Origin of the sequence: Candidatus Limnocylindrus sp. (genome assembly GCF_040397235.1) — a bacterium.
Lineage (GTDB): Bacteria > Chloroflexota > Limnocylindria > Limnocylindrales > Limnocylindraceae > Limnocylindrus.
The window spans coordinates 16,518-38,563 of sequence record NZ_JBBAWH010000006.1; the positions used below are offsets into that span (position 1 = coordinate 16,518).

General features: G+C 63.7%; 20 protein-coding genes. 8 read left to right on the forward strand and 12 right to left on the reverse strand.

The window, feature by feature from the left end:
• Positions 1 to 27 precede the first annotated feature (27 nt).
• The 6 genes from AC3LB0_RS05460 to AC3LB0_RS05485 form a co-directional block, all read right to left on the reverse strand.
• Entirely contained in the window at positions 28 to 1,668 is a 1,641-nt protein-coding gene (locus AC3LB0_RS05460) for a 2-isopropylmalate synthase (protein ID WP_488650153.1), read from the reverse strand.
• Complete coding sequence (gene ilvC / locus AC3LB0_RS05465) at positions 1,665 to 2,714, reverse strand: ketol-acid reductoisomerase (protein WP_488650154.1); 1,050 nt, start codon at positions 2,712 to 2,714, stop codon at positions 1,665 to 1,667. Before ilvC ends, AC3LB0_RS05460 begins: the two co-directional genes overlap by 4 nt.
• Entirely contained in the window at positions 2,711 to 3,262 is a 552-nt protein-coding gene (gene ilvN, locus AC3LB0_RS05470) for an acetolactate synthase small subunit (RefSeq protein WP_488650155.1), read from the reverse strand. Before ilvN ends, ilvC begins: the two co-directional genes overlap by 4 nt.
• Positions 3,259 to 5,085: a biosynthetic-type acetolactate synthase large subunit gene (gene ilvB / locus AC3LB0_RS05475; RefSeq protein WP_488650209.1), complete on the reverse strand. Its 1,827-nt coding sequence runs from the start codon at positions 5,083 to 5,085 to the stop codon at positions 3,259 to 3,261. The genes ilvN and ilvB overlap by 4 nt, the downstream gene beginning before the upstream one ends.
• A 315-nt stretch (positions 5,086 to 5,400) precedes the next feature.
• Positions 5,401 to 6,663 (reverse strand): NAD(P)/FAD-dependent oxidoreductase, encoded by a 1,263-nt coding sequence (locus tag AC3LB0_RS05480; protein WP_488650156.1) that lies wholly within the window; start codon positions 6,661 to 6,663, stop codon positions 5,401 to 5,403.
• The gene (locus AC3LB0_RS05485) at positions 6,660 to 7,304 is read right to left on the reverse strand and encodes a bifunctional 4-hydroxy-2-oxoglutarate aldolase/2-dehydro-3-deoxy-phosphogluconate aldolase (protein WP_488650157.1); all 645 of its coding nucleotides are present in this window, start codon (positions 7,302 to 7,304) and stop codon (positions 6,660 to 6,662) included. Before AC3LB0_RS05485 ends, AC3LB0_RS05480 begins: the two co-directional genes overlap by 4 nt.
• Before the next feature lie 108 nt (positions 7,305 to 7,412).
• Between AC3LB0_RS05485 and leuC the strand changes: the two genes are divergently transcribed.
• The 5 genes from leuC to AC3LB0_RS05510 are packed head-to-tail and all read left to right on the forward strand — an operon-like array spanning position 7,413 to position 12,928.
• Positions 7,413 to 8,825: a 3-isopropylmalate dehydratase large subunit gene (gene leuC / locus AC3LB0_RS05490; RefSeq protein WP_488650158.1), complete on the forward strand. Its 1,413-nt coding sequence runs from the start codon at positions 7,413 to 7,415 to the stop codon at positions 8,823 to 8,825.
• Positions 8,825 to 9,457: a 3-isopropylmalate dehydratase small subunit gene (gene leuD / locus AC3LB0_RS05495; RefSeq protein ID WP_488650159.1), complete on the forward strand. Its 633-nt coding sequence runs from the start codon at positions 8,825 to 8,827 to the stop codon at positions 9,455 to 9,457. The genes leuC and leuD overlap by 1 nt, the downstream gene beginning before the upstream one ends.
• Positions 9,454 to 11,193: a dihydroxy-acid dehydratase gene (gene ilvD, locus AC3LB0_RS05500; RefSeq protein ID WP_488650160.1), complete on the forward strand. Its 1,740-nt coding sequence runs from the start codon at positions 9,454 to 9,456 to the stop codon at positions 11,191 to 11,193. The genes leuD and ilvD overlap by 4 nt, the downstream gene beginning before the upstream one ends.
• Complete coding sequence (locus AC3LB0_RS05505; RefSeq protein WP_488650161.1) at positions 11,190 to 11,423, forward strand: hypothetical protein; 234 nt, start codon at positions 11,190 to 11,192, stop codon at positions 11,421 to 11,423. Before ilvD ends, AC3LB0_RS05505 begins: the two co-directional genes overlap by 4 nt.
• The gene (locus AC3LB0_RS05510) at positions 11,420 to 12,928 is read left to right on the forward strand and encodes a M20/M25/M40 family metallo-hydrolase (protein WP_488650162.1); all 1,509 of its coding nucleotides are present in this window, start codon (positions 11,420 to 11,422) and stop codon (positions 12,926 to 12,928) included. The genes AC3LB0_RS05505 and AC3LB0_RS05510 overlap by 4 nt, the downstream gene beginning before the upstream one ends.
• On the opposite strand, the gene AC3LB0_RS05515 is transcribed toward AC3LB0_RS05510, so the two are convergent.
• Entirely contained in the window at positions 12,906 to 13,487 is a 582-nt protein-coding gene (locus AC3LB0_RS05515; protein WP_488650163.1) for a MarR family winged helix-turn-helix transcriptional regulator, read from the reverse strand. The genes AC3LB0_RS05510 and AC3LB0_RS05515 overlap by 23 nt on opposite strands.
• A 51-nt stretch (positions 13,488 to 13,538) precedes the next feature.
• Between AC3LB0_RS05515 and fabD the strand changes: the two genes are divergently transcribed.
• From fabD to fabF, 3 genes are read left to right on the forward strand one after another with little or no spacing between them, the layout of a single operon-like run.
• Complete coding sequence (gene fabD / locus AC3LB0_RS05520; protein WP_488650164.1) at positions 13,539 to 14,480, forward strand: ACP S-malonyltransferase; 942 nt, start codon at positions 13,539 to 13,541, stop codon at positions 14,478 to 14,480.
• Between the two features lie 18 nt (positions 14,481 to 14,498).
• Entirely contained in the window at positions 14,499 to 15,764 is a 1,266-nt protein-coding gene (locus tag AC3LB0_RS05525; protein WP_488650165.1) for a beta-ketoacyl-[acyl-carrier-protein] synthase family protein, read from the forward strand.
• A gap of 8 nt (positions 15,765 to 15,772) precedes the next feature.
• Positions 15,773 to 17,050 (forward strand): beta-ketoacyl-ACP synthase II, encoded by a 1,278-nt coding sequence (fabF, locus tag AC3LB0_RS05530; protein WP_488650166.1) that lies wholly within the window; start codon positions 15,773 to 15,775, stop codon positions 17,048 to 17,050.
• 27 nt (positions 17,051 to 17,077) lie between these two features.
• On the opposite strand, the gene AC3LB0_RS05535 is transcribed toward fabF, so the two are convergent.
• The 5 genes from AC3LB0_RS05535 to AC3LB0_RS05555 all read right to left on the reverse strand — a co-directional run bounded on the left by AC3LB0_RS05535 (position 17,078) and on the right by AC3LB0_RS05555 (position 21,865).
• Positions 17,078 to 18,271 (reverse strand): FAD-binding domain-containing protein, encoded by a 1,194-nt coding sequence (locus AC3LB0_RS05535; RefSeq protein ID WP_488650167.1) that lies wholly within the window; start codon positions 18,269 to 18,271, stop codon positions 17,078 to 17,080.
• A complete protein-coding gene (locus AC3LB0_RS05540) occupies positions 18,265 to 19,020 on the reverse strand; it encodes an SDR family NAD(P)-dependent oxidoreductase (RefSeq protein ID WP_488650210.1) in 756 nt (251 codons plus the stop codon). The genes AC3LB0_RS05535 and AC3LB0_RS05540 overlap by 7 nt, the downstream gene beginning before the upstream one ends.
• A gap of 207 nt (positions 19,021 to 19,227) precedes the next feature.
• Positions 19,228 to 19,863, reverse strand: coding sequence for a hypothetical protein (locus tag AC3LB0_RS05545; protein WP_488650168.1), 636 nt, complete (start codon positions 19,861 to 19,863; stop codon positions 19,228 to 19,230).
• Positions 19,844 to 21,103 (reverse strand): hypothetical protein, encoded by a 1,260-nt coding sequence (locus tag AC3LB0_RS05550; RefSeq protein WP_488650169.1) that lies wholly within the window; start codon positions 21,101 to 21,103, stop codon positions 19,844 to 19,846. Before AC3LB0_RS05550 ends, AC3LB0_RS05545 begins: the two co-directional genes overlap by 20 nt.
• 15 nt (positions 21,104 to 21,118) lie before the next feature.
• A complete protein-coding gene (locus AC3LB0_RS05555; protein WP_488650170.1) occupies positions 21,119 to 21,865 on the reverse strand; it encodes an ATP-binding cassette domain-containing protein in 747 nt (248 codons plus the stop codon).
• Between the last annotated feature and the right edge of the window lie 181 nt (positions 21,866 to 22,046).

Here is a 22,046-nt window from a genome sequence, read left to right on the forward strand (position 1 = left end):
AGAAGAGTGGTGCCGTTAGAGTCTCGCTCACTGCATCGCCTCGCGCGATCCCTTCGTTGGCGCGCTTGCCGACCCGGACTCAAGCGCAGCGAGCTTGTTCGCTGCAGAGACGTAGGCGACGAGTGACGCATCGATGATGTTCGTGGAGAGGCCCTGCCCCGTGACGATCGGCACGTTCGGAAGTGGCTTCCCCTCTGCGTCAAGATCGGTGGAGCGGCGACACTTCGCCGTCACCTGACCCTGGGCATCCTCCCCCTCGCTGACCGCGCGAATCTCGTACTCGGCGAGGATCGGATGCCAGCCGAGCGTTGGCTCCACCGCCTTATCAAGCGCCTCGTAGAGCGCATCGACCGGGCCGTTGCCGGTGGACTCGGCCGAGGCCTCGACCCCGTTCACGCGAATCTCGACGCGACCCGATGAGCCGCCGCCGCGTGAGCTGGCAACGCTCCAGTCCAAGAGCTCAATCGTTGCGGCGCTACCGGTGGCGGCACGCTTGTCGACGAGCGCGAGGAGGTCGGCGTCGGTCAGCTCCTTCTTCACATCGGCGAGGGCGATCGCCTCGCGGTAGAGGGCATCGAGCGCCTCTCCGCTGAGGTCGTGACCGAGCTCGGCAAACTTTGCCTGCAGGCCACGGCGACCCGAAAGCTTGCCGATGGTGAGGCTTGAACCGAGCAGACCAACCGACTGCGGCGTCATGATCTCGTAGGTCAACGGATTCTTCAGCACACCGTCCTGATGAATCCCCGACTCGTGGGCGAAGGCATTCGCACCGACGATCGCCTTGTTCGGCTGCACGGCGAATCCGGTCAGATACGAGACGAGTCGGCTCGCCGACGTCAACTGCTCTGTCTGCACCTGAATGTCGTGTGACTCGAACTGCCCTGGTCGGGTGCGCAGCGCCATTACGACCTCTTCGAGTGAGGCGTTGCCGGCGCGCTCGCCGAGTCCGTTGATCGTTACCTCTACCTGACGAGCACCAGCCTGCACCGCCGCCAAGGTATTGGCGGTCGCAAGGCCGAGGTCGTTATGGCAGTGGACGCTGATCGTGGCGTCGCGTCCAACGCGATCCACCACCAACTTCGTGAGCGCGGCGTACTCCGACGGAATGGCATAGCCAACGGTGTCGGGGATGTTGACCGTTGAGGCGCCCGCCTCGACCACGGCCTCGTACACCTGCAACAGGTAGTCGTGATCGGTGCGGCTCGCATCTTCGGCGGAGAACTCCACCTCAGCATCGCGACCGAGCTTCTCGCGTGCGTACTTCACCCACTTCACCGCCTCGGCTAGTGCCGCCTCGCGCGTGGTGCGCAGCTTGTGGGTGAGGTGAATGTCGGAGGTGGCGATAAAGAGATGCAGGTGCGGTCGATCCGAGACCTTGATCGCGTCGATGGCACGCTGTGGATCGCCATCTTTGCAGCGCGCGAGCGCCGCAATGCCGATCCCCTTCGTGGTGAGGGCGATCTGTCGTACCGCCTCAAAGTCGCCCTCAGAGGCTGCGGGGAAGCCCGCCTCAATAACGTCAACCTTCAGCTTGGCGAGTTGCCGAGCAACCTCGAGCTTCTCGGCAACGGTGAGGCCGGCGCCTGGCGCCTGCTCCCCATCGCGCAGGGTCGTGTCAAAGATGCGAACGGCGCCAGCGGCGACGCCAGGGCCCGGCGCCCCGTTCACTTGCCAGCGCCCTTCTCCGCGGCGCCCTGGGCGCCATCCATGTCGACCTCGACCGGATTCAAGAAGGTCATCTGATGGCGTAGCGCCTTGCCGACCTTCTCAATTGGGTGGCCCGAGTTCGCAGCGCGCAGGCGCTTGTACTCTGGGCGACCCGCCTCATCTTCTGCGATCCACTTCTTCGCAAAGGTGCCGTCCTGAATCTCGGTGAGCACCTCCTTCATGCGCGCCTTCACCGACGCATCAATGATGCGTGGGCCCGACGTGTAGTCACCCCACTCGGCGGTGTCAGAGACGGAGAAGCGCATGAAGTCGAGTCCGCCGCGATACATCAGGTCAACGATGAGCTTCAACTCATGCATCGTCTCGAAGTAGGCGAGCTCTGGATCGTAGCCAGCCTCGACCAGCGTCTCCCACGCACTCTTCACGAGCTGCGCGGTACCGCCGCAGAGCACCGCCTGTTCGCCGAAGAGATCGCTCTCGGTCTCATCCTTGAAGGTCGTCTCCATGATTCCTGCGCGCGTGCAGCCGAGTCCGTTGGCGTACGCCATGACACGGGCACGTGCGGTGCCGCTCGCCTCTTGCCCAACGGCGAAGAGCGCGGGCACACCGCCGCCGGAGACGTAGACGGAGCGCACGAGGTGGCCTGGCCCCTTCGGCGCGATCATGCCAACGTCAGTTCCTTCGGCTGGCTTAATGCGACCGAAATGAATGTTGAAGCCGTGTGCGAAGAGGAGGAGCGCACCCTTCTTCAGATTGCCTGCGATTTCGGTGTCGTAGAGCGCCTTCTGCGCCGTGTCTGGCGCGGCGATCATCACCACGTCGGCGCGCTTTGTCGCCTCGGCGGCGGTGAAGACCTCAAAGTCGTCAGCGGCGGCAACGGCGCGGCTCTTCGAGCCTTCCTTGAGACCGATGATCACGGTGAGCCCCGACTCCTTCAGGTTGCGAGCGTGGGCGTGCCCCTGGCTGCCGTACCCGATCACGGCGATGATCTGGCCCTTCAGGGCCTCGATTGGCGCCTCGGCGCTGTAGTACATCTTTACGCTCATCGCTTCACCTGCTCCTCAATTGACCCGCTGCCGCGGGACATCACTACTGAGCCGGTTCGCACCAGCTCCTTGATTCCGAACTCCCGAAGGAGCTCGACCAACGTGTCGATCTCGGTTGGCTCCCCAACCGCCTCGACGATCACCGCCTCATCACCAAGGTCGACCACCTTGGAGCGATGCATCTCCGCCACGCTCACGATCTCGGGGCGCGTTCGCTTGGTTGCGCGCACCTTGATCAGGGCGAATTCGTGCTCAACGATCGACTCGTCGGTCACATCTTGCACCTTCAGCACATCGATTAGCTTGTAGAGCTGCTTCGCCGCCTGCTCCACGTGCACCTCATCGCCGACGATCGTGAGGGTCATGCGCGACGTGTCGCTGCGCTCCGTCACCGAGACGGCGAGCGACTCAATGTTGAAGTTACGCGCGCGCATCAGGCTCGCCACGCGATTCAGCACACCCGGCTTGTTGTTGACGATCGCCACGATCAGGTGGCGACGCTCCTCACCTGAGCCTGGAAGAGACCGCGCCGTTGAGCCAGCGCTCACCTCGCGCCTCTGCTCTGCGGATCTGTGGGGTCCACACGCGGGTCGCTGGCCCCGTCCGTCGCGTCTTCGCCGTCATCGCCCCACTTATCGATCAGGTCGGAGAGCCCCTTACCGGCCGGCATCATCGGGTAGACGTTCTGTCGCTCTGCAATCTCAAACCAGATCAGCGCTGGGCCATCAGCGGCAAGCGCTGCGGTAACCGCAGCATCAACCTCTTCGGGCTTAGCGACCTTCCACGCAGGGAGGCCGTACGCCTCACAGAGCTTCAGATAATCCGGTCCCGCTAACTCCTCTGAGTGGTAGTTCCCGCCATACACGATCTCTTGCCACTGGCGAATCATGCCGAGCTTCTTGTTGTCCATCAGCGCGATCTTTACGGGGATGCGCTCTTGCACGATGGTTGCCAACTCCTGCAGGGTCATCTGGAACCCGCCATCGCCAGCGATTGCCCACGAGACCTTGCCTGGTACCGCAACGGCCGCACCCATTGCCGCGGGGAGGGCGAAGCCCATGGTGCCGAGTCCGCCCGACGAGAGGTGCGAGTTGGCACGGCGGAACCCGCCGTAGCGAGCGACCCACATCTGGTTCTGGCCCACGTCGGCGGTGAGGTTGGCATCGAAGTTTGAGCCTGCTGCAACGCGCTCAACAACGAAGTCGGCTGAGAGCACCCCGTCACGGAAGCCGCCGGAGCCGTGCCACGAAGAGGCTTCGCTCTCGGTGCGCCACGTTGCAAGTTCGGCAAAGTAGTCGACTCGAGTGGTTGGATCCACCTTGGTGATGAGTGGAAGGAGCGCGTCGAGCACGTGCTTGGCATCGCCCACGATTGGCAGATCGGCGACGACGTTCTTGCCGATCTCCGCCGGATCAATATCGATGTGCACGATCTTCGCCTTCGGCGCATAGGTGCGCACGTTCCCCGTCACGCGGTCATCGAAGCGCATGCCGATGCCGATCAGAAGATCAGCCGACTGGATCGCACGGTTCACATGCTTCCAGCCGTGCATCCCCATGTAGCCGTAAGCGAGCGGGTCGGTTTCATCAATGACGCCGATGCCGAGCAGTGTCCAGGTGATTGGAATCTGCGCCGCGCGCGCCAACTCGAGCAGCTCGCGCTCTGCACGAGCGATCAGCACACCGTGCCCTGCAAGGATGACCGGACGCTTTGCACCAGCGATCGCCTCGGCGAGCAGCTTGATCTGACGTGGATGGCCATCGAGCTTCGGCTTATAGCCAGGGAGCCCCGCCTCAACCTCTGCGGCCGAAGGATGCATCGCTGTGGTCTGGCCCATCAGCGCATCTTTGGTGATGTCAACGTGCACCGGCCCAGGTCGCCCGCTGCGCGCAAGGTGGAATGCCTCAGCAATCACGTGCGGAATCTCATCGGCGCTGCGCACCAGATAGTTGTGCTTCGTCATTGGCAGCGTGATGCCGGTGATGTCAATCTCTTGGAAGGCGTCCTTGCCGATGAGGGCGTTCGGAACGTTCCCCGTGATCACCACAAGGGGCACGGAGTCGAGCATTGCGGTGCCGATGCCGGTGACGAGGTTGGTGGCACCAGGGCCGGAGGTGCCCAGGCAAACTCCAACGTTGCCAGAGGCGCGTGCGTAGCCATCAGCAGCGTGCGAGGCCGCCTGCTCGTGACGGACCAAGATGTGGCGCAGCTCGGGGTGGTCAACGAGCACGTCATAGAGCGGCAGGATCACGCCACCGGGATAGCCCCAGATGGTGTCGCTCCCCTGCAGCAGGATCGCCTCGCAGAGTGCGTCGGCGCCGATGCGTGGGCGTACGCCGTCGCGAGCGGTGATGCGGGCATCGCGCAACATGTCACGTCGCGCGCGCTCTGCAGCACTCGCGGCCGGAGTTCCTGCGCCTGGTACGTGACCTGCCTGTGTCATCGATCCCCCTTCACTTCGTTAATAAAAAACCCCGCCTCTTTGGCGGGGCTCTGAAGTTTCCTTCGGGCGGTATCTCCGCGCCTCTGGTCTCCTCAGCCCTGCCGGGGCTGAATAAGCAGCCCGAGTAGGTTGCTAATGCCCCCAATAAGGGCCCCAAAGAGCACAAAGAGAGCACCGAAGACTGGAGTCAAGAGCAGTGCGCTATTTGTCATGGGTGCAGCCTACCAGAGCCTGTGTAGGCGATCAAAGAACGTCGCGTGATCGCGAGGCCATCGGTCGGCCCACACGGAGCGGCTCTTCGGCTGCTGCGGCGCGCCCTAGCAGCAGGTCAACAGTGCGGCGGGCCCCGCCAGCGCTACACATGACCCCGTGACCCGAGTAGCCCGTGTTCACGAAGAGCCCCGCCTGATCGGTTGGCCCAAGGAAGGGTCGATGATCTGGGGTGTATTCATATTGTCCCGCCTGAAGGCGCCACGCCGGCGGACCGTCGCGCCAGACATCGCGCCAGAAGGGCGCCAGCAGGGCGAGCGATGTTGGTGATGCTGGATCGAGAAGTGCGTGAGCCATCGCCTCGTCGGTTGGCACCTCGAGGAGCGGCTCACCGACGGGCGTTGTCGGGTCGGTGCGCAACGCGAATGCCCCCGCGAGGGCCGGTCGCCAGTGTGATCCCGTCTCATCATCGATCGTCATCGGCCCCGACTGATCGATCACCGGCAGGTTTGGCATGACCAGCTTCTGGCGAATCGTTGGCGCGATCGGCAGATCGAGAGCGGCGAGCTTGGCGACGACGCCACTCCACGGGCCGGCGGCGATCACCGTTTGCGGCGCATGCACCACACCACGATTTGTTGTTACCCCCGTAACGACGCCGCTCGCATCCCGCACGAATCCGGTGACGGTTGTCTCCAGTGCATAGGTGGCATGGCCAGAACCACTGGCGCCACTGATGTGCGCCGCGTGTGACGACGCGGCCGCATATCCGTGGGTGAGTGCCACCTGATCAATGAAGCCGTCGCCGGCGCGGAAGCGCACCTGTCGAATCTTTGGAGAGAGGTACGACCAGCGAGCACGCGCCTCGTCACCGCTCAACAGCTCCACATCGGTGAGCCCGAACGTTCGTTGCAGAGCAACGAGTTCTCGCCCCTTCGCAGCACTTGCCTCGGTGCGGCTGCAGAAGAGATACCCCTGCTGACGAATGTCGAGGTTCCATCCCGTGAGCCCCGACTCTTCGGCAAAGTTCAGATAGAGAGCCAAGCCCTCTTGTACGAGTGCAAGCTCATCGGCGTTGTCGTGCTGCAAGCGAAACGCACCCGTTGATGCGGCGGTCGTGAGCGATGCGATGCTGCTGCGACGCTCAATCACCAACACCTTGAGTCCGGCGCGTGCGGCAAAGTACGCGGTCGCGGCACCCGCAACGCCTGCGCCAATAACGACGAGGTCGACACTTGCGGGAAGCTCTCCGTCGTTACGGTCGTAGATTGGGAGGGCGCTGTTGTCGACGGTCACGCGGGGTGCCCGGCGGCCGCGCGAGCGGCCCGCAGCTGAGCGGCAATCGCCGCTGCGCTCCACGGGTCTGCGCCGTCAAGGAGTCGCGGCCCAACGCCAAACCCAGCGGCACCAGCGGCCACCAGTGCGGCAATCTCGTCGAGCCCTACGTTCGTTGGCACGATCTTGCTGGTTGGGCTCGGTGCCAACGCTGCACGAATAAATGCTGGAGCGTTGATCGCCGCCGCGGGGAAGAGCTTCACGTAGGTTGCGCCAGATCGTTCGGCGAGGCTGATCTCCGTTGGCGTGAAGGCACCGGGGAGCCAATCGACCCCGGCGGCGGAGGCAGCGGCGCCCGTTGCGGGGTCGGTGATTGGCGAGACGAGGAATCGTGCGCCGGCATCGATCATGCGCTGCGCCGTCGCGGCGTCGTACACGCTACCCGCGCCAACTGCGAGGGTTGGGTGACTGGAGCGTAGGGAGGCGATCGCGGCGGTCACCGCAGCCTCGGCCCCCTCGCCGCGCAAGAAGAGTTCGAGCGCTGGCACACCGGCATCGAGCGCAGCGTCAGCCCATGCCGACAAGACCGCGGCATCCTGTGCGGCGACCGCCGGAAGGATTCCAACGCGCGAGAAGAGTGGGCCAAATACCTTCGCTTCCATGGCGGCAGTATCCCACGCTGCCCGCGCCTGGTCGGCACGCATTCACCCTCGCCTTCAGTGGTGGCTCGCGGGGCTAGGGTGAGTTTCGCCCTCTGGTAGGCTCGCTCTATGCCGAAGACCATCATTGAGAAGATCTGGAACGAGCACGTTGTCGATCAGCAGGAGGGGGCGCCCGCCATCCTCGCAATCGACCTGCACCTCGTACACGAGGTCACCAGCCCCCAGGCCTTTACCGGCCTTCGCGCCCGCGGGCTGAAGGTTCGCCGACCCGACCGCACGGTAGCCACCGCCGACCACTCCATTCCGACCACGCCACGCAACCTCCCGATCGCCGACGAGATGGCCGCCGCCCAGGTGAAGCAGCTCGAGGCGAACTGCGCCGAGTTCGGCGTTCCACTCCACGGCTGGGAGTCGCCGAACCAGGGGATCGTGCACGTCATTGGGCCAGAGCTCGGTCTGACGCAGCCTGGCGCAACCATCGTCTGTGGCGACTCACACACGGCAACCCACGGTGCCTTCGGCGCACTGGCGTTCGGCATCGGCACCAGCGAAGTGGAGATGGTCCTCGCCACCCAGTGCCTCTTGCAGCGCAAGCCGAAGACCTATCTCGTGCGCGTTGACGGAACACTGCGGCCAGGCGTCTCCGCAAAGGACATCATCTTGGCGCTGATCGCGCGCATCGGTGTCGGCGGTGGCACCGGTCACGTCTTTGAATATGCAGGCTCTGCGATTCTCGACCTCTCCATGGAAGAGCGCATGACGATCTGCAACATGAGCATCGAGGGTGGCGCGCGCGCCGGCCTCGTTGCCCCCGACGAGACGACCTTCGCCTACTTGAAGGGTCGACCACATGCGCCGCAGGGTGCCGATTGGGATGCCGCCGTCGCACGCTGGCGCACACTCGCAAGCGACGATGGCGCAACGTACGACAAGGAGATCGTCATCAACGCTGACACCCTTGAGCCGATGGTGACCTACGGCACGAACCCAGGGATGGGCCTGCCGATCAGCGGCACGATTCCGAATCCAGCAGACGAGTCCGACCCGGCCGCGGCGCGCGCACTGACCCGCGCACTCGAATACATGGATCTGCGCGCGGGCGACAGCATCATCGGACGACCGGTGAACACCGTCTTTATTGGCAGCTGTACCAACGGTCGCATCAGCGACCTGCGCCTCGCCGCGAATGTGCTGAAAGGTCACACCATTGCGAAGGGGGTGCGCGTGATGGTGGTTCCTGGATCCGCCGACGTGAAGCGTCAAGCGGAGCGCGAAGGGCTCGACAAGATCTTCCGCGACGCGGGTGCCGATTGGCGCGAGGCGGGCTGCTCGATGTGCATCGCCATGAATGGCGACCAGCTCGCCCCCGGCGAATACGCGATCAGCACCTCAAACCGCAACTTTGAGGGGCGCCAGGGGAAGGGGGGTCGCACCTTCTTGGCCTCGCCGCTCACCGCCGCCGCCACCGCGCTCACCGGCGTCATCGCCGATCCACGCACGCTTCCAGGGATGATCCGCTGATGGCCGCCCCAAAGGTCGGCACCTTCACCACCGGGCTCGTGCCACTCCCCGCCGAGAACGTCGACACCGACCAGATCGTCCCCGCCCGCTACCTGAAGGTCATCGACAAGGCGGGCCTCGCCGATGCCCTCTTCCACGACTGGCGCTTTGAGGCCGACGGTAGCAAGAAGAACCCACCGTTCGTGATTGATGAGCCGCGCTACGCCGGCCACGGCATCCTGGTTGCGGGCGACAACTTCGGCGGCGGCTCCAGCCGTGAGCATGCGCCGTGGGCCCTTGGCGCCTTCGGCATCAAGGCAATCCTCGCAACAAGCTTCGCCGACATCTTTAAGTCGAATGCACTGAAGAATGGAATCCTGCCGATCATCTTGCCCGCCGAGCTGCACAGCACGCTGATGCAGATTGCCAAGGACGACCTCGCCGCAACGGTGACCATCGAACTTGCAGCCGCGACGTTGAGGGCCCCTGATGGCACTGCACATCAGTTCCCGATCGACGCCTTCAGCCAGAAGATGCTGCTCGATGGACTTGATGAGCTGGACTACATCCGCACGCAGGGCGAAAAGATTCTGGCGCACGAGACATCGCACCCAGGAACCATCAACACACTGCAGCCAAACGCACCGCGATGAGCAAGAACCCGTACGACCGCGCGAGCGACCCAGCGAAGCGGCACTCCGCCGCAATGACCGACGGACCAGACCGCGCACCGGCGCGCGCGATGTTGAAGGCGGTCGGCTTCACCGATGAGGATCTCGCCAAGCCGATCATCGGCGTTGCCACCACCTGGATCGAGACGATGCCGTGCAACTTGAATCAGCGCGAGCTGGCCGAAGCGGTGAAGCGCGGCATTCGGCGCGCGGGTGGCACGCCGATGGAGTTCGGCACCATCTCCGTCTCCGACGGCGTGGCGATGGGCACCGAAGGGATGAAGGCCTCGCTCATCTCGCGCGAGATCATCGCCGACTCCATTGAACTCGTCTCCGCAGGGCACAGCTTCGACGGCATCGTCTGCCTCACTGGCTGCGACAAGACCAGCCCCGGCGCCGCGATGGCGCTCGGCCGCCTGAATATTCCTGGGCTCGTCCTCTATAACGGCACGATCCTCCCCGGGACCTATAAGGGGAAGGATGTGACGGTGCAGAGCGTCTTCGAGGCGGTCGGCTCGTACAACGCAGGAAAGATCACCGCCGAGGAGCTCTGGGACCTTGAGAATGCCGCCTGCCCAGGGGCGGGCGCCTGCGGTGGCCAGTTCACCGCGAACACGATGAGCATGGCGCTCGAGGTGATCGGCCTCTCCCCCGCCGGCCTCAACGGCATCCCCGCCACCGACCCCGACAAGATCGCCGCCGCCGAGCGCTCGGGCGAAATCGCCGTGGAGCTGGTGCGCAAGAACCTGAAGCCGCGCGACATCGTCACCGGCAAGGCCCTCGAGAACGCGATTCGCGCGGTGGGTGCGACCGCCGGCTCAACGAATGCGGTGCTCCACCTGCTCGCCATCGCCCGCGAGTTTGACCTTCCCCTCGAGATCGAAGCCTTTGAGCGTCTCGGTGAATCGACGCCAGTGATCGGCAACCTGATCCCTGGCGGCTCGTACGCCGCACTCGACCTCTACAAGGCGGGCGGCATCGCCCTTGTGCTGCGCGAACTGGCCGCTGGCGGCCTTCTGCACCTCAACGAGCAGGGCGTCGACGGACGAACGATGGGCGAGATCGCATCGCAGGCGAACGAGCGCGCCGGGCAGGATGTGATTCGTCCGATCAACAACCCAATCAAGAAGACGGGCGGCCTCACCGTGCTGCGTGGCAGCCTCGCGCCCGAGGGTGCGATCGTGAAGCTTGCCGGCCACGAGCGCCGACATCACAGCGGACCGGCGCGCATCTTCGATTCCGAGGAGGCGGCCTTCGCTGCGATCCGCGCCAACGCCATCGTTGCCGGCGACGTCGTCGTCATTCGCTATGAGGGGCCAGTCGGCGGGCCAGGGATGCGCGAGATGCTTGCCGTTACCGCTGCACTCGTGGGCCAGGGGCTCGGCGACGAGGTCGCACTCATTACGGATGGCCGCTTCTCTGGCGCGACCCACGGCTTCATGGTGGCGCACATCGCTCCTGAGGCGGCGCTCGGCGGGCCGATCGCGCTCGTACATGAGGGCGACACCATCACCATCGATGTTGACTCGCATGAGCTGCGCATTGAGGTCGCCGAGAGCGAGCTCGCCTCCCGTCGCGCCGCCTGGCGCGCCCCCGCACCACGCTACGCCGGCGGCGTCTGGGCGAAGTACGCTGCCCTGGTTAGCAGCGCGTCAGATGGCGCCATCACCACTGGGGTGCGCCTCGCCAAGGCGCTGAAAGGATCAACCGACCGATGAGCGCAGCGAAGGCGATCGACCCAAAAGATCCACGTGGTGGCCTGCGCGGCCTCGACGCTCCACTGGTTCCAGGTGGTGACCAGCTCACCAAAGCGCAGCAGGCGAAGGCCGATGCCGATGAGCGCAGCGGTGTGCGCGGCGTGAAGGTCATCGTGGGCGGACTCGTTGGCCTCACCATCGGCGCACTGATCGTGCAGCTGATCCTCACCATCGCTGGAGTTGGCAAGTGAGCGGCGCATCGCGCTTCAACGCAACGGCTGCGGATCACTTTCCGAAGGGTCTCCCATCTGAATCAGTAGATGCCGCGCTGATGAAGCGCATCGGCGCCGAGGCGGGCGACGATCTGGGGCAGCTGATTCGCGCCGAGAGCGTGAACCCACCAGGGAACGAGACGCGCGCCGCCAAGGTGCTGATTGAGCTGCTCCGCCGTGAGGGCCTGGAGCCTGAGTTCTTCGAGCCGATCCCCGACCGCGGCAACGTCAGCGTGCGACTGCGCGGCAGCGCCTCCGCTGCAAATCCGAAGCTTGACCCACGCGATCCAAAAGATGGCGCACTCCTCCTCTTCGCCCACCTCGACGTGGTGCCTGCCAATCAAGACGGCTGGACGGTTGATCCGTTTGAAGGCGTCGTCAAAGAGGGCTACATCTGGGGTCGTGGTGCTGTCGACATGAAGGGCGCCCTAGCGGTGCAGGTCGGCGTGATTCGACTCCTCTGCGCGCGCGCCCGCGCAGCCGGTCTGAATCCAGCGAAGGATGTGATCCCTGGCCTACGACGCGACATCATCCTCACCGCCACCGCTGACGAAGAGACGGGCGGCCTAGAGGGGATCGCCCTCGTCCTCCAAGACCGCAAGCACTGGCTCGACGCCGCGGTCGGACTCACCGAGGCGGGCGGCATGACGATCACCGCCGCTGGTCGTCGCATCTACCCACTGCAGGTTGCCGAGAAGGGCTTCGCCCGCTTCACCATCACCGTCAGCGGCCGCTGGGGTCACGCCTCGATGCCCGACAGCGACAACGCCCTCCTGCGCGCCGCCCAGGTGGTGGAGCGCGTCTCAGTGCCTGGCCCGGTCCAAATCGTGCCCGAGAACGAGGCCCTTCTTGCTGCACTTCGAGCCGCCCTCCCGGCTGGGGCGATGGGTCGCCTCGAGCGCCTCCTCAGCGAGAAGACCTTTGACGACGCCAAGGAGCTCAATGCCGAAGCGTCGGCCGCGGGCTGCGCCCCTGAGCTCCTGCGCGCGCTGCGCGCCGTGCTGCGCGACACGTTCGCGCCAACGATCCTTGCCTCAGGCATTCGCTCCAACGTGTTGCCAGGATCGGCAACCCTCACCGTTGACAGCCGCATCCTGCCAGGGACAACGCGCGAAGCTGCAGAGCGCAACATGCTCGACCGCATCGGTGCTGACCTTGCACCGTTCGTGAAGCTTGACCTCATCGAATATGGTGGCGCGGTAAGCAACCCGATGGATCACGAGATCCTTGGCATTGCGAGCGCCGCGATTCGCACACGCGACAGTGAGGCGATCATGATGCCCGCCGTCGCGCCGTATGCGACCGACGCGAAGATCACCGTGCCAGCTGGGATTCCAACCTACGGATTCTCACCGTATCTGCTAGATCCGAAGGAGCGCTTCATGGAGCGATTCCACGGCATCGACGAGCGCGTCTCACAAGAGGCCCTCGCCTGGGGCGTTGAGGTGCTGTACGACGTGGCTATGGGGTACGCGGGGGAGTAACCGGCGCGCGCGTTGCCAGCGCGGCAACAGCAGCAGCAACAAGGCCACGCTCCGCCTTCGGTAGTCGTCGCACCAGATCCACAAACTGTTCCGCGCGACCGCGATCAATCGAAGTGAGTAGCGCTTCTCCACTTGGAGCAAGCTGCGATCGACGCACGCGGGCATCACTCGTTGGCGCGGCGCGCAGATAGCGACGCCCATGCAAGAAGCTGACCAGGCGACTGGTCGCCGAATGCGAGCGGCCGAGGTCTCGAGCGATCTCCCCTACCGATCGCGGCCTCCCGTCAGCGAGTAGATAGAGGGCGGCGACCTGCGCGAGCGAGAGTTCGCTCGGTGCCAACTGCTGCGCCGTTGAAAGCACGAGCTCACGCCAGAGGCGACGGATGGAGACGATGCGACCGCCGATCTCACCGAGACTCTGCCGGCGTCGCGACACCTCGTCGAGCGGGCTCTCACCCATCTCACCGCGGGCAACGCGGACTGCGGCGGGGAGGCGGCTGCGCAGCCCCTCGGCGGCCTTGGCAATCTCAGCAATTCGGTTCCGGCGAGGTGTATGCATATGCGCATACATTAGCGCGGTGAGCCCAGTCGGGCGGCTACGATTCCCCGCATGTCACCGAATACCTCGTGGATCTTCCCTGGGCAGGGCTCGCAGAGCGTCGGTATGGGTGCCGCCGCCCTCGCCGCCTCCCCCGCCGCACGCGCCGTGCTGGCAGAGGCTGAAACCGCCCTGAGCCAGCCGCTCGGCCAGCTGATGGCGACCGGTCCGATCGAGGCGCTTGAGCGCACCGAGGTGGCGCAGCCCGCCATCCTCACGATCTCGATCGCCCTCCTTGCCGCCGCGCGCGAACGCGCCGCATCCGCAGGCACCCCACTCGACGAACCGATCCTGATCGCCGGACACTCGGCCGGCCAGTATGCCGCCGCGGTCGCCGCAGGCGCACTCTCCGTTGCCGATGGCGTTCGACTCGCCCGCCGACGTGGCGAGCTGATGCAGGCATCAGGGGGCGGACGACCTGGTGCTATGGCCGCCATCCTCGGTCTCCCTGAGAGCGCCGAGGCCGACGTGATCACCGCTGGCGCAAAGCTCGGCATCTTGGTCTTCGCCAATCGCAACTCGCCGGGGCAGATCGTGCTCTCGGGCGAGGTCGCCGCCATTGAGGCCGCCGTTGCCGCAGCAAGCGCCGCCGGCGCAAAGCGCGCCGTGCGACTGCAGGTCAGTATCGCCAGCCACTCACCACTGATGGAGGAGGCCGCCGCCGGCATGCGCGAGGCGCTCGCCGCCGTAACCATTGCTGATCCAAAGACACCGATGCTCGCCAACGCTAGTGCAGCACGCATCACCACCGCCGCACAGCTGCGCGACGAACTCTCGAATCACCTCACCGGTGGTGTCGACTGGATCGCCGCGGTGAACACCATGGCGGCCGCCGGTACGAAGCGCTACATCGAGGTCGGCTCGGGTCGCGTGCTCGCCGGACTTGTGAAGCGAATCCCGTCGGCCGATGGCGCCGAGATCCTCTCCATTGAAGAATTAACCCCAGCAGCCTAAGAGGGAAGGAGTAGCAGCATGCGCGAGCCAGATCACACCCGACGCGTCGTTATCACCGGACTCGGCATCGTCTCGCCGATCGGCAACACCGTTGGCGACGTGTGGACGTCACTCACCGAAGGTCGTAGCGGCATCGCGCAGATCACCCACTGGGATCCAACCCCCTACGCACCATACGTGGTCGCGGGCGAGGTGAAGAACTTTGACGTCACCCAGTTCCTCGACGCAAAGCAGATTCGACGCACCGGCCCTGAGATCCATTGGGGCGTTGCCGCGGCGAAGGCCGCGCTGCTCGACTCGGGGCTCGAGATCACCGACGCGAACCGCGAAGAGGTCGGCGTGGTCTTCGGTTCAGGCGCTGGTGGGCAGGGGCTCTTCATTGAGAACCAGATGAGCTGGAAGGAGAAGGGGCCGCGCGCTGTTGCGCCAACCTTCATCGCCCACGGTCTGGTCGACAGCACCTCGGGGATGATCGCTATTGAGTCCGGTGCCGTGGGGCACAACCTGGCGGTCGTCTCCGCCTGCGCCACCGGCACGCACGCCCTGGGCGAGGCGGCTGAGGCGATCAAGCGCGGCGACGTGACCGCCGTCATCGCCGGCTCCACCGAGAACCCCCTCATTGAGGTGGCGCACATCGGCTTCATGAACATGCGTGGCCTCGCCGGCCCCCGCGACGGCGAAGGGCCAGCATCGGCCTGCCGACCGTACGACGTGGATCGCGCCGGCTTCGTTCTCGGCGAAGGGGCGGGCGCCTTCATCGTTGAGGATCTCGCCTCGGCTACGGCGCGCGGCGCCACGATCTACGCCGAGGTGGTCGGCTACGGCAGCTCCGCCGATGCGCACGACATGATCCAGCCGATCGAGGGTGGCGCCGGCTCAGCGCGCTCCATCAGGTGGGCGCTGCAGCGCGGCAAGATCGACCCGACCGAGATTGACCTGATCAATCCGCACGGCACCAGCACGCCGGTGGGCGATGAGCGTGAGGCGCTCGCCTTCCACGCCTCCTTCGGGCCACGTGCCGCAGAGATTCCCATCTCAGCAACGAAGTCACTGACGGGACACCTGATGGGTGCCGCGGGCGCCGTGGAGGCAGTCTTCACGACCCTCTCGCTGCACCACCAGGTGATTCCAGGAACTCTGCATACGAAGAACGTCGACCCCGCCTGCAACCTGAACGTCAACTGTGAAACACGCCCGGCCGAGATTCGTGCCGCGGTGAGCAACAACGTTGGGCTCGGTGGCCATAATGGCGCCATCGTGTTGCGGCGCTGGACCGGAAAGTAGGAGGAGCCATGAGCACCACCCCCGTACGAACCGACACGCAGCGCGCGGTCATCACCGGCTACGGCGCGATTACGCCGATCGGCAATAGCGCTGGCGAATACTGGGAGAGCCTGATCGCAGGACGCTCAGGTGCGGGCCTCATCACCCACTTCGACGCCTCACCAAACGACGTGCGCATCGCCGCCGAGGTGAAGGGCTTCGATCCGCTCCTCACCATGGATATGAAGATGGCGCGTCGCATGAGCCGCTTCGTGCAGTTCGCGATCGCCGCCGCCACCGAAGCCATCGAACATGCCGGCCTCGCCGACATTGCCAGCTGGGAGCCAGAGCGCCGCGACCGCGTTGCCACGGTGATCAACACCGGCGGTGGTGGCATCGAGCAGGTCACCATCGGGAGCGACGCCTATCGCGAAAAGGGCGGCCGCTTCGTGAGCGCCTTCGCCATTCCTGCCCTTAGCCCGAGCATGGGCGCCTGCATGGTCAGCATGAAGTACGGCCTCACCGGCGCCGCGATCACCCAGGCCGCCGCCTGCGCCACGGGCGTGCTCGCCTTTCAAGATGCACTCCGCCTGATCCGCAGCGGCGAGGCCGACGTGGTCGTCGCCGGTGGCGTCGAGGCACCACTCCTGCCGATGGCCTTCGCCGCCCTCAGCAACATGGGCGCCCTCAGCAAGCGCAACGACGACCCAACGCACGCCAGCCGACCGTTTGACAAGAACCGCGACGGCTTCGTCTTCGGCGAAGGCGGTGCCGTCTTCGTGGTCGAGTCGCTCGCCCACGCGAAGGCGCGCGGGGCCACGATTCGCGCCGAGCTGCTCGGTGCCGGTGCAACCGCCGACGCCTTCCACATCAGCGCCCCTGAGCCAACCGGCCGCGGCGCTGCAGGCTCCATGACCAAGGCGATCCTCGATGGCGGCGCCGTCATCGAAGACATCAGCTACATCGTGGCGCACGGCACGAGCACCCCACTCAACGACCTCACCGAGACGAAGGCGATTAAGCGCGCCCTTGGTGATCATGCCTACAAGATTCCGATCAGCTCCCCAAAAAGCATGGTCGGCCACCTCTTGGGTGGCGCTGGCGCCGTTGCCGGACTCGCCGCCATCAAGGCGATCGAGACGGGCACCGTGCCACCCACGATCAACCTCGACACGCCAGACCCTGAGTGCGACCTCGACTACGTGCCGCACACCGCGCGCACCAACCAGTCAGTCGACCGCGTGCTGATCAATGGCTTCGGCTTCGGTGGCCAGAACGCCTCGGCGCTCTTCGGAAAGCTTCGCTAGCTCAGCGGCGCCCTACACGGACTGTTGTTATCGCCACGAGGAGAAGCTGCGAACTGATCCTGCAGACGGCAGTTTCAGCCACGGATATGGATGCAGCTCAGCAACCGATGTGAATTTTCGAAATGATGGAACGGGCGCATAGGTCACGGCTACCGGATGCTCTTGTGCAAACTGGTAGGGATCACCGATATACACCTCCACACCTCGCTGAGCACTGAGCTCGCCAAGCGTCTGCAGATAGAACCCAATTCGCCGCGCGCTCAGCTGTAGTTTCCTCAGCGCACCCTCATTGAAGACAAAGATCGCGGGCAAGGTCGGATTGGCCCGAAGCGCCGGATCGTGCATTCCGAGTGAGTCGATCGTCAGCAGCACATGCGTCGCAGGGCGTTTGATTCTGGGCGTGATCGGCCCAGTGGTGCGCTGCACGTTGGGATCGTTGTCCAGAAGCGGATCTCGCTCAAGCTGCTCTAGGTGTACCTCGCGCGGGAACTCCTCGATCGGGCAGTTGGCCTTGAGGGGACATCGTGAACAGATGCCTGGCGCTCGCTTGTCCACCTGCCACTTCGCAAAACCGTAGGGCTTGCCGGTGCCCGCACCGACCGTCCACTGCCATCCAAGCAGGTTGGCGGCCCTGGAGCCATCGATGAGCTCTTGGTGCATGCGCTCCTGGCCCGAGATCCAGCCAACGCCATTTCGAACGGTCCAGTGGGATGCCAGCCACATGCGAGTCTGATTGACGAGCCAGCCATCCCCCTCGAGCTCAGAGACAACTTCGTCGATGCAGAGCATCTCCCGATTCCAGCCGTTCCCCTCGCCGCGCCAGTTCGCTGCAAAGCGCAGGTTTTCGAATAGGCGCACACCAATGCGGGCGTAGAGGTGACGCGCGTATTCCTGCCACCAGAGCTCGTCGCGGAATTTCTCACGATCTTTGGCTGGTGCACCCTGAACGGCGTCATACACCTGGCGCAGCGTGATCATGTTGTGACGAATGTACGGAGAGAGCACGCTCGCGCCTCGATTCGCCCGCGGAAGCACTTGCGAGCGGCGGTCGGCATACCCCCTGATATCGAGCTGCTGAAGCGCCCTGTCGGCTGCCTGTTGCCCGCCGCTGATTGAGCTCAGGCCAAGCGTCCCTGAATAGAGGCCCTCGAAGTGTTCGGCCAGTAGTTTGAGGGGGTCCTCGGTTGCATCGATCTTCTTTAGGCCGAGGGGGGTCACCATGGGATTACGTTTCGCTCCTCCCACAGCACTCCAGTCAGCTTCTCTTGATCGGAAGCGCCCTCGACGTTGAACGGTCGGGTTGCCAACCAGATCGCCGTATCGGCGCCCTCTTTGGCAGAGAGTGGTGCGCCTGGCCCGCCCATATCGGTCCGGGAGTGATTCGGGCAGACAGCGTCGATCAGGAAGCCGCGCTTGCCATGGAGCGTTTCATGCGCAAGGTTGCGCACGAGTGCATTGACCCCCGCCTTGCTCACACGGTACGGCACCAATCCCCCTGCATTGCCTGGTCCTGACATGCGACCAAGACACGCCGAGAAGACAACCACTCGCCCCTGGCGCGCCTCAGCCATTGGCTTCGCAAGAATATTGAGTGCACAAAAGACAGAATCCAAATTGATCGACATCACCCGGCGCCACTCGTCGATATTCGTAGCGAAGGTTTTGGAAGACTTTTCACTCATCACCCCGTGCGCAAGGATCAGCGCATCAGGGGCACCACGCGTGGCGAGGATCGCAGTGAACGCCTTCTCGGTCGCCTCAAGATCCGCAAGGTCCACACTCTGGTACTCACAGCCCAGGCTTTGGGCAGCTGCGGCCAAGCGCGGTTCATCCTTTGCGATCAGCAGCACCGTTTGGCCGCTCGCCCGCAGCGCCTTGGCGCACTCGAAACCAAGACCTCGAGATCCTCCGGTGATGAGGGTGTATCCCACTTTTGGAAAACCTCCTTGCCTTGACTCAGCTGCTCTCATGCAACTGCGGCTGGGATGACAGTTTGCCGACCAAACTTGCGCCAATCAGTAGCCCGAGAAATCCTAGCAGGGGGTGCTAGTTCAACCGATCTCGCTCTAGTGGCAGCCTTCGCAGCCTCAGGGCATTCAGCACCACCGTCACGCTCGATCCGCCCATGGCGGCTGCGGCGAGTGCTGGATCGAGGCCGATCCTAAAGGCTGGGAGAACTAGGCCGCACGCACCTCGATTGCCCAGTTAGGGCGAAAAGCCCAGAGCGCTGTACCCAACCCAAGCAATATCCACGTACACGCCCAGGCCCAACCGTCATTCGCCGGGAGACCGATCCAAGCCCATTCAGCCGCAGCGGATTCGTCAGCGAAACCAAAGACTCCAACCGCCAGGAGGTAGAGCGCCGGCGCAATTGAAGCGGTGCGCCATCCAACAAAAAACCGGGCGACGAGTAGCCAGCCTAGGTAGGTCATAAGCGCTCGTGTGGCAATTAGATACGTATCGCCTACACCTGAAACATTGATTCCCGCAGACACCTGTGCACCGATGGCTCCAAGAGCCAAGAATGCACAAACGCTTGAGGCCACGAGTACAGCGTCATAGCGACGTATACGGCGCGCTGCTACGGACTCTTGCGCGGGAAGTCCGCTAGACAGCCCAAATCCTAAGGCGCTTGGCAACCCCAAAGCGATGAAGAGGGCGATCATCAGCGGTGCGCCAATAGGACTCACCCGAATAGAGATTGCGCTGGCCGGGACTTGCAAAAGAAGTGCCGATCCGACGACCGAAAGAGTGATCAGATTAACTCGACGAATTTTTCGATACAGGGACACGCTATTGAACGCTGTAGTCATCGGGCGACTGGCATTCAGCAACCAAGGATGTAAGCCGCTCCAACCAAGCAACGCGCGATGTGACTGGAGCGGAGCCAACGGCGCTGTATAGGTCCTTGATTGGAATGCCGCCAGATGCTGACGGATCTGCGATCAACCAGCCGAGATTCTCTTGCAGCATCGCTTCGGACCCACCCATCGCAGTGAACCACCAGCCCCGCAACACATCAATTGAGGAACCGCTAAACCCTGAGTCTGAAGCCTCCGAACACGCTGGCCAGGGCGCCAGTCCCTGTGCGATTGACCAGCGAATTGAATCTGGATCTGACTTCCACAAGTCGAGCGTCAACGTATCCACTGATGTGGCGCTCGCGAGCTCTTCACTCCAGCGGCCTGGGATCGGCAATTCCTGACGAGCCAGTTCCACTATCACTGCAGTCAGCGTCGGCCGAAACAGTTGTGTGGGGCTGTCGTGCTCGGGCCACAGGCACAACTCTGCTGCGCTCACTGTGCTGCACTTTAAGGCGGACTGATCGCGCGCAACCTCTGGGATCGGACCAACATTCCAGGCGAACGCGCTACTGACCATCACCCCTGTAACGAGCATTGCGGTTGCGACGATGCGTGACCATCGCATACCGAGAGCGCCGATCGCATAGAGCGCTATGACGATGATTGTCACATTCATGATCAGGCCTGCGAGCAGCGCCGCCGGGGCAATATCGGCACCGATCCGGCAGCAATCTCGGTACATGCCGCTGAGATGACGCAAGCATTCCACAGGGAGTGCTGGCACAAAGGCGAACCAGAGGAATGGCGCCAAAAGCATGCCCGGTAGCGACACCGACATGGGGAGTCGTAGTCCTGCAAGGAAGCCCACCAGGCTCCACGCACAGATTGCAACGAATCCAACGACAACCATGCGAATCTCAGGCAGCCCGGCCTGACCGTAGACAGAGGCAGCAACGACAGTCCCGAGTAGGAATACGGCTCCCAATAGAATTGAGGGGGTTACCGCAATGATGGTGATGTCGAACCTAGAACGTGTATGCGGCGCATCCCAAATGCCGCCGCGACGAAGCCGTGCAGCCTCCCATGCCGCAGTCATCGCAACAAATCCAACCAAGAACGCCATGGACGAGGTTGCACCCGCCGTCGCTGCGACACCGTAGTTGTTCGGGTAGATCGCCTTGGTCACATAGAGAATGGACAGAATCAGCGTAGGTATTGTCAGCCAAACTGCGGGCGAAATTCTGAGCATTGTGCGAAGACGCACCTACTTACCGCCAGCGATCAGAGCCAGAAATGCGGATTCAATCGGGCGCTCACTCCCCGCTGGGGCACGCGCCGAGAAGGCCTGCAAGGCGCCGTCAAAGGCGATGTTTCCTGCGTGAAGTACCGCGACATGCTCATAGGCCGTCGTGATTTCACCTGTGTCGTGTGTTGAAACCACAACCGTTCGGTCGGCGCCAATGTTTACCAGTAGTTCACGGAACAGGGCTCGCTGCTCTGGATCGAGCCCAGAGGTGGGCTCATCGAGCAGCAACACTTCTGCGTCGTGGACCAGGGCACTGGCAAGGCCAACGCGCCGTTGCTGGCCTCCTGAAAGTTCACTTGCAGGCTGGTCAGCTAGATCCTGCAGCGCCACGCGTGCCAACGCTTCGGAGGCCCCGCGCCATGCATCGTCACGACTCATACCCTTCAGCCAACCGGAATACGCCACCTGTTCTCGAACTGTGAGCCCCGGTACTGCTCGATATTGCTGCGGCATCCATGCCACGCGCGCTCGAAACTGGGTTCGCTGATCGCGGGAATCCAGCTCGTTGAGTGACACCTTGCCACTCCTCGGCATCAACGCCGTCGCGCCAAGGGACAAGAGCGTGCTCTTGCCTGCACCATTGATGCCAAGCAGGGCGGTAACGCCTGTAGGCACGTGCCAAGTTAAGCGTTGTAGGACGGCTAGCTCTCCTTGATTCTTCCGTTTATAGCCAAAACTAATCTCTCGAAACAGGAGCCCGCGCATTAATACGAGATGAAATAGGTCAGGCTTACCGTCGCGCTATTGATCCAAGGGCTGTATTCGACGCTATAGTCACCCACGGTGTTGCTCCAAGTTTTTGAGACATACGTTGACGATGAACTGCACGTGTAGGTTTTCTTACCAGTGCCAGTACTAGGGGAAAACAGCCAGTGCCTCATGACCT

Bases quoted from the DNA above. Each gene is read 5' to 3' on its own strand.
- AC3LB0_RS05555 (WP_488650170.1), bottom strand. From the start codon at position 21,865: ATGCGCGGGCTCCTGTTTCGAGAGATTAGTTTTGGCTATAAACGGAAG.
- ilvC (WP_488650154.1), bottom strand. From the start codon at position 2,714: ATGAGCGTAAAGATGTACTACAGCGCCGAGGCGCCAATCGAGGCCCTG.
- AC3LB0_RS05540 (WP_488650210.1), bottom strand. From the start codon at position 19,020: ATGAGAGCAGCTGAGTCAAGGCAAGGAGGTTTTCCAAAAGTGGGATAC.
- fabF (WP_488650166.1), top strand. From the start codon at position 15,773: ATGAGCACCACCCCCGTACGAACCGACACGCAGCGCGCGGTCATCACC.
- AC3LB0_RS05505 (WP_488650161.1), top strand. From the start codon at position 11,190: ATGAGCGCAGCGAAGGCGATCGACCCAAAAGATCCACGTGGTGGCCTG.
- AC3LB0_RS05485 (WP_488650157.1), bottom strand. From the start codon at position 7,304: ATGGAAGCGAAGGTATTTGGCCCACTCTTCTCGCGCGTTGGAATCCTT.
- AC3LB0_RS05525 (WP_488650165.1), top strand. From the start codon at position 14,499: ATGCGCGAGCCAGATCACACCCGACGCGTCGTTATCACCGGACTCGGC.
- AC3LB0_RS05550 (WP_488650169.1), bottom strand. From the start codon at position 21,103: ATGCTCAGAATTTCGCCCGCAGTTTGGCTGACAATACCTACGCTGATT.
- ilvB (WP_488650209.1), bottom strand. From the start codon at position 5,085: ATGTTGCGCGATGCCCGCATCACCGCTCGCGACGGCGTACGCCCACGC.
- leuD (WP_488650159.1), top strand. From the start codon at position 8,825: ATGGCCGCCCCAAAGGTCGGCACCTTCACCACCGGGCTCGTGCCACTC.
- ilvD (WP_488650160.1), top strand. From the start codon at position 9,454: ATGAGCAAGAACCCGTACGACCGCGCGAGCGACCCAGCGAAGCGGCAC.
- AC3LB0_RS05535 (WP_488650167.1), bottom strand. From the start codon at position 18,271: ATGGTGACCCCCCTCGGCCTAAAGAAGATCGATGCAACCGAGGACCCC.
- leuC (WP_488650158.1), top strand. From the start codon at position 7,413: ATGCCGAAGACCATCATTGAGAAGATCTGGAACGAGCACGTTGTCGAT.
- fabD (WP_488650164.1), top strand. From the start codon at position 13,539: ATGTCACCGAATACCTCGTGGATCTTCCCTGGGCAGGGCTCGCAGAGC.
- AC3LB0_RS05515 (WP_488650163.1), bottom strand. From the start codon at position 13,487: ATGCATACACCTCGCCGGAACCGAATTGCTGAGATTGCCAAGGCCGCC.
- AC3LB0_RS05545 (WP_488650168.1), bottom strand. From the start codon at position 19,863: ATGACTACAGCGTTCAATAGCGTGTCCCTGTATCGAAAAATTCGTCGA.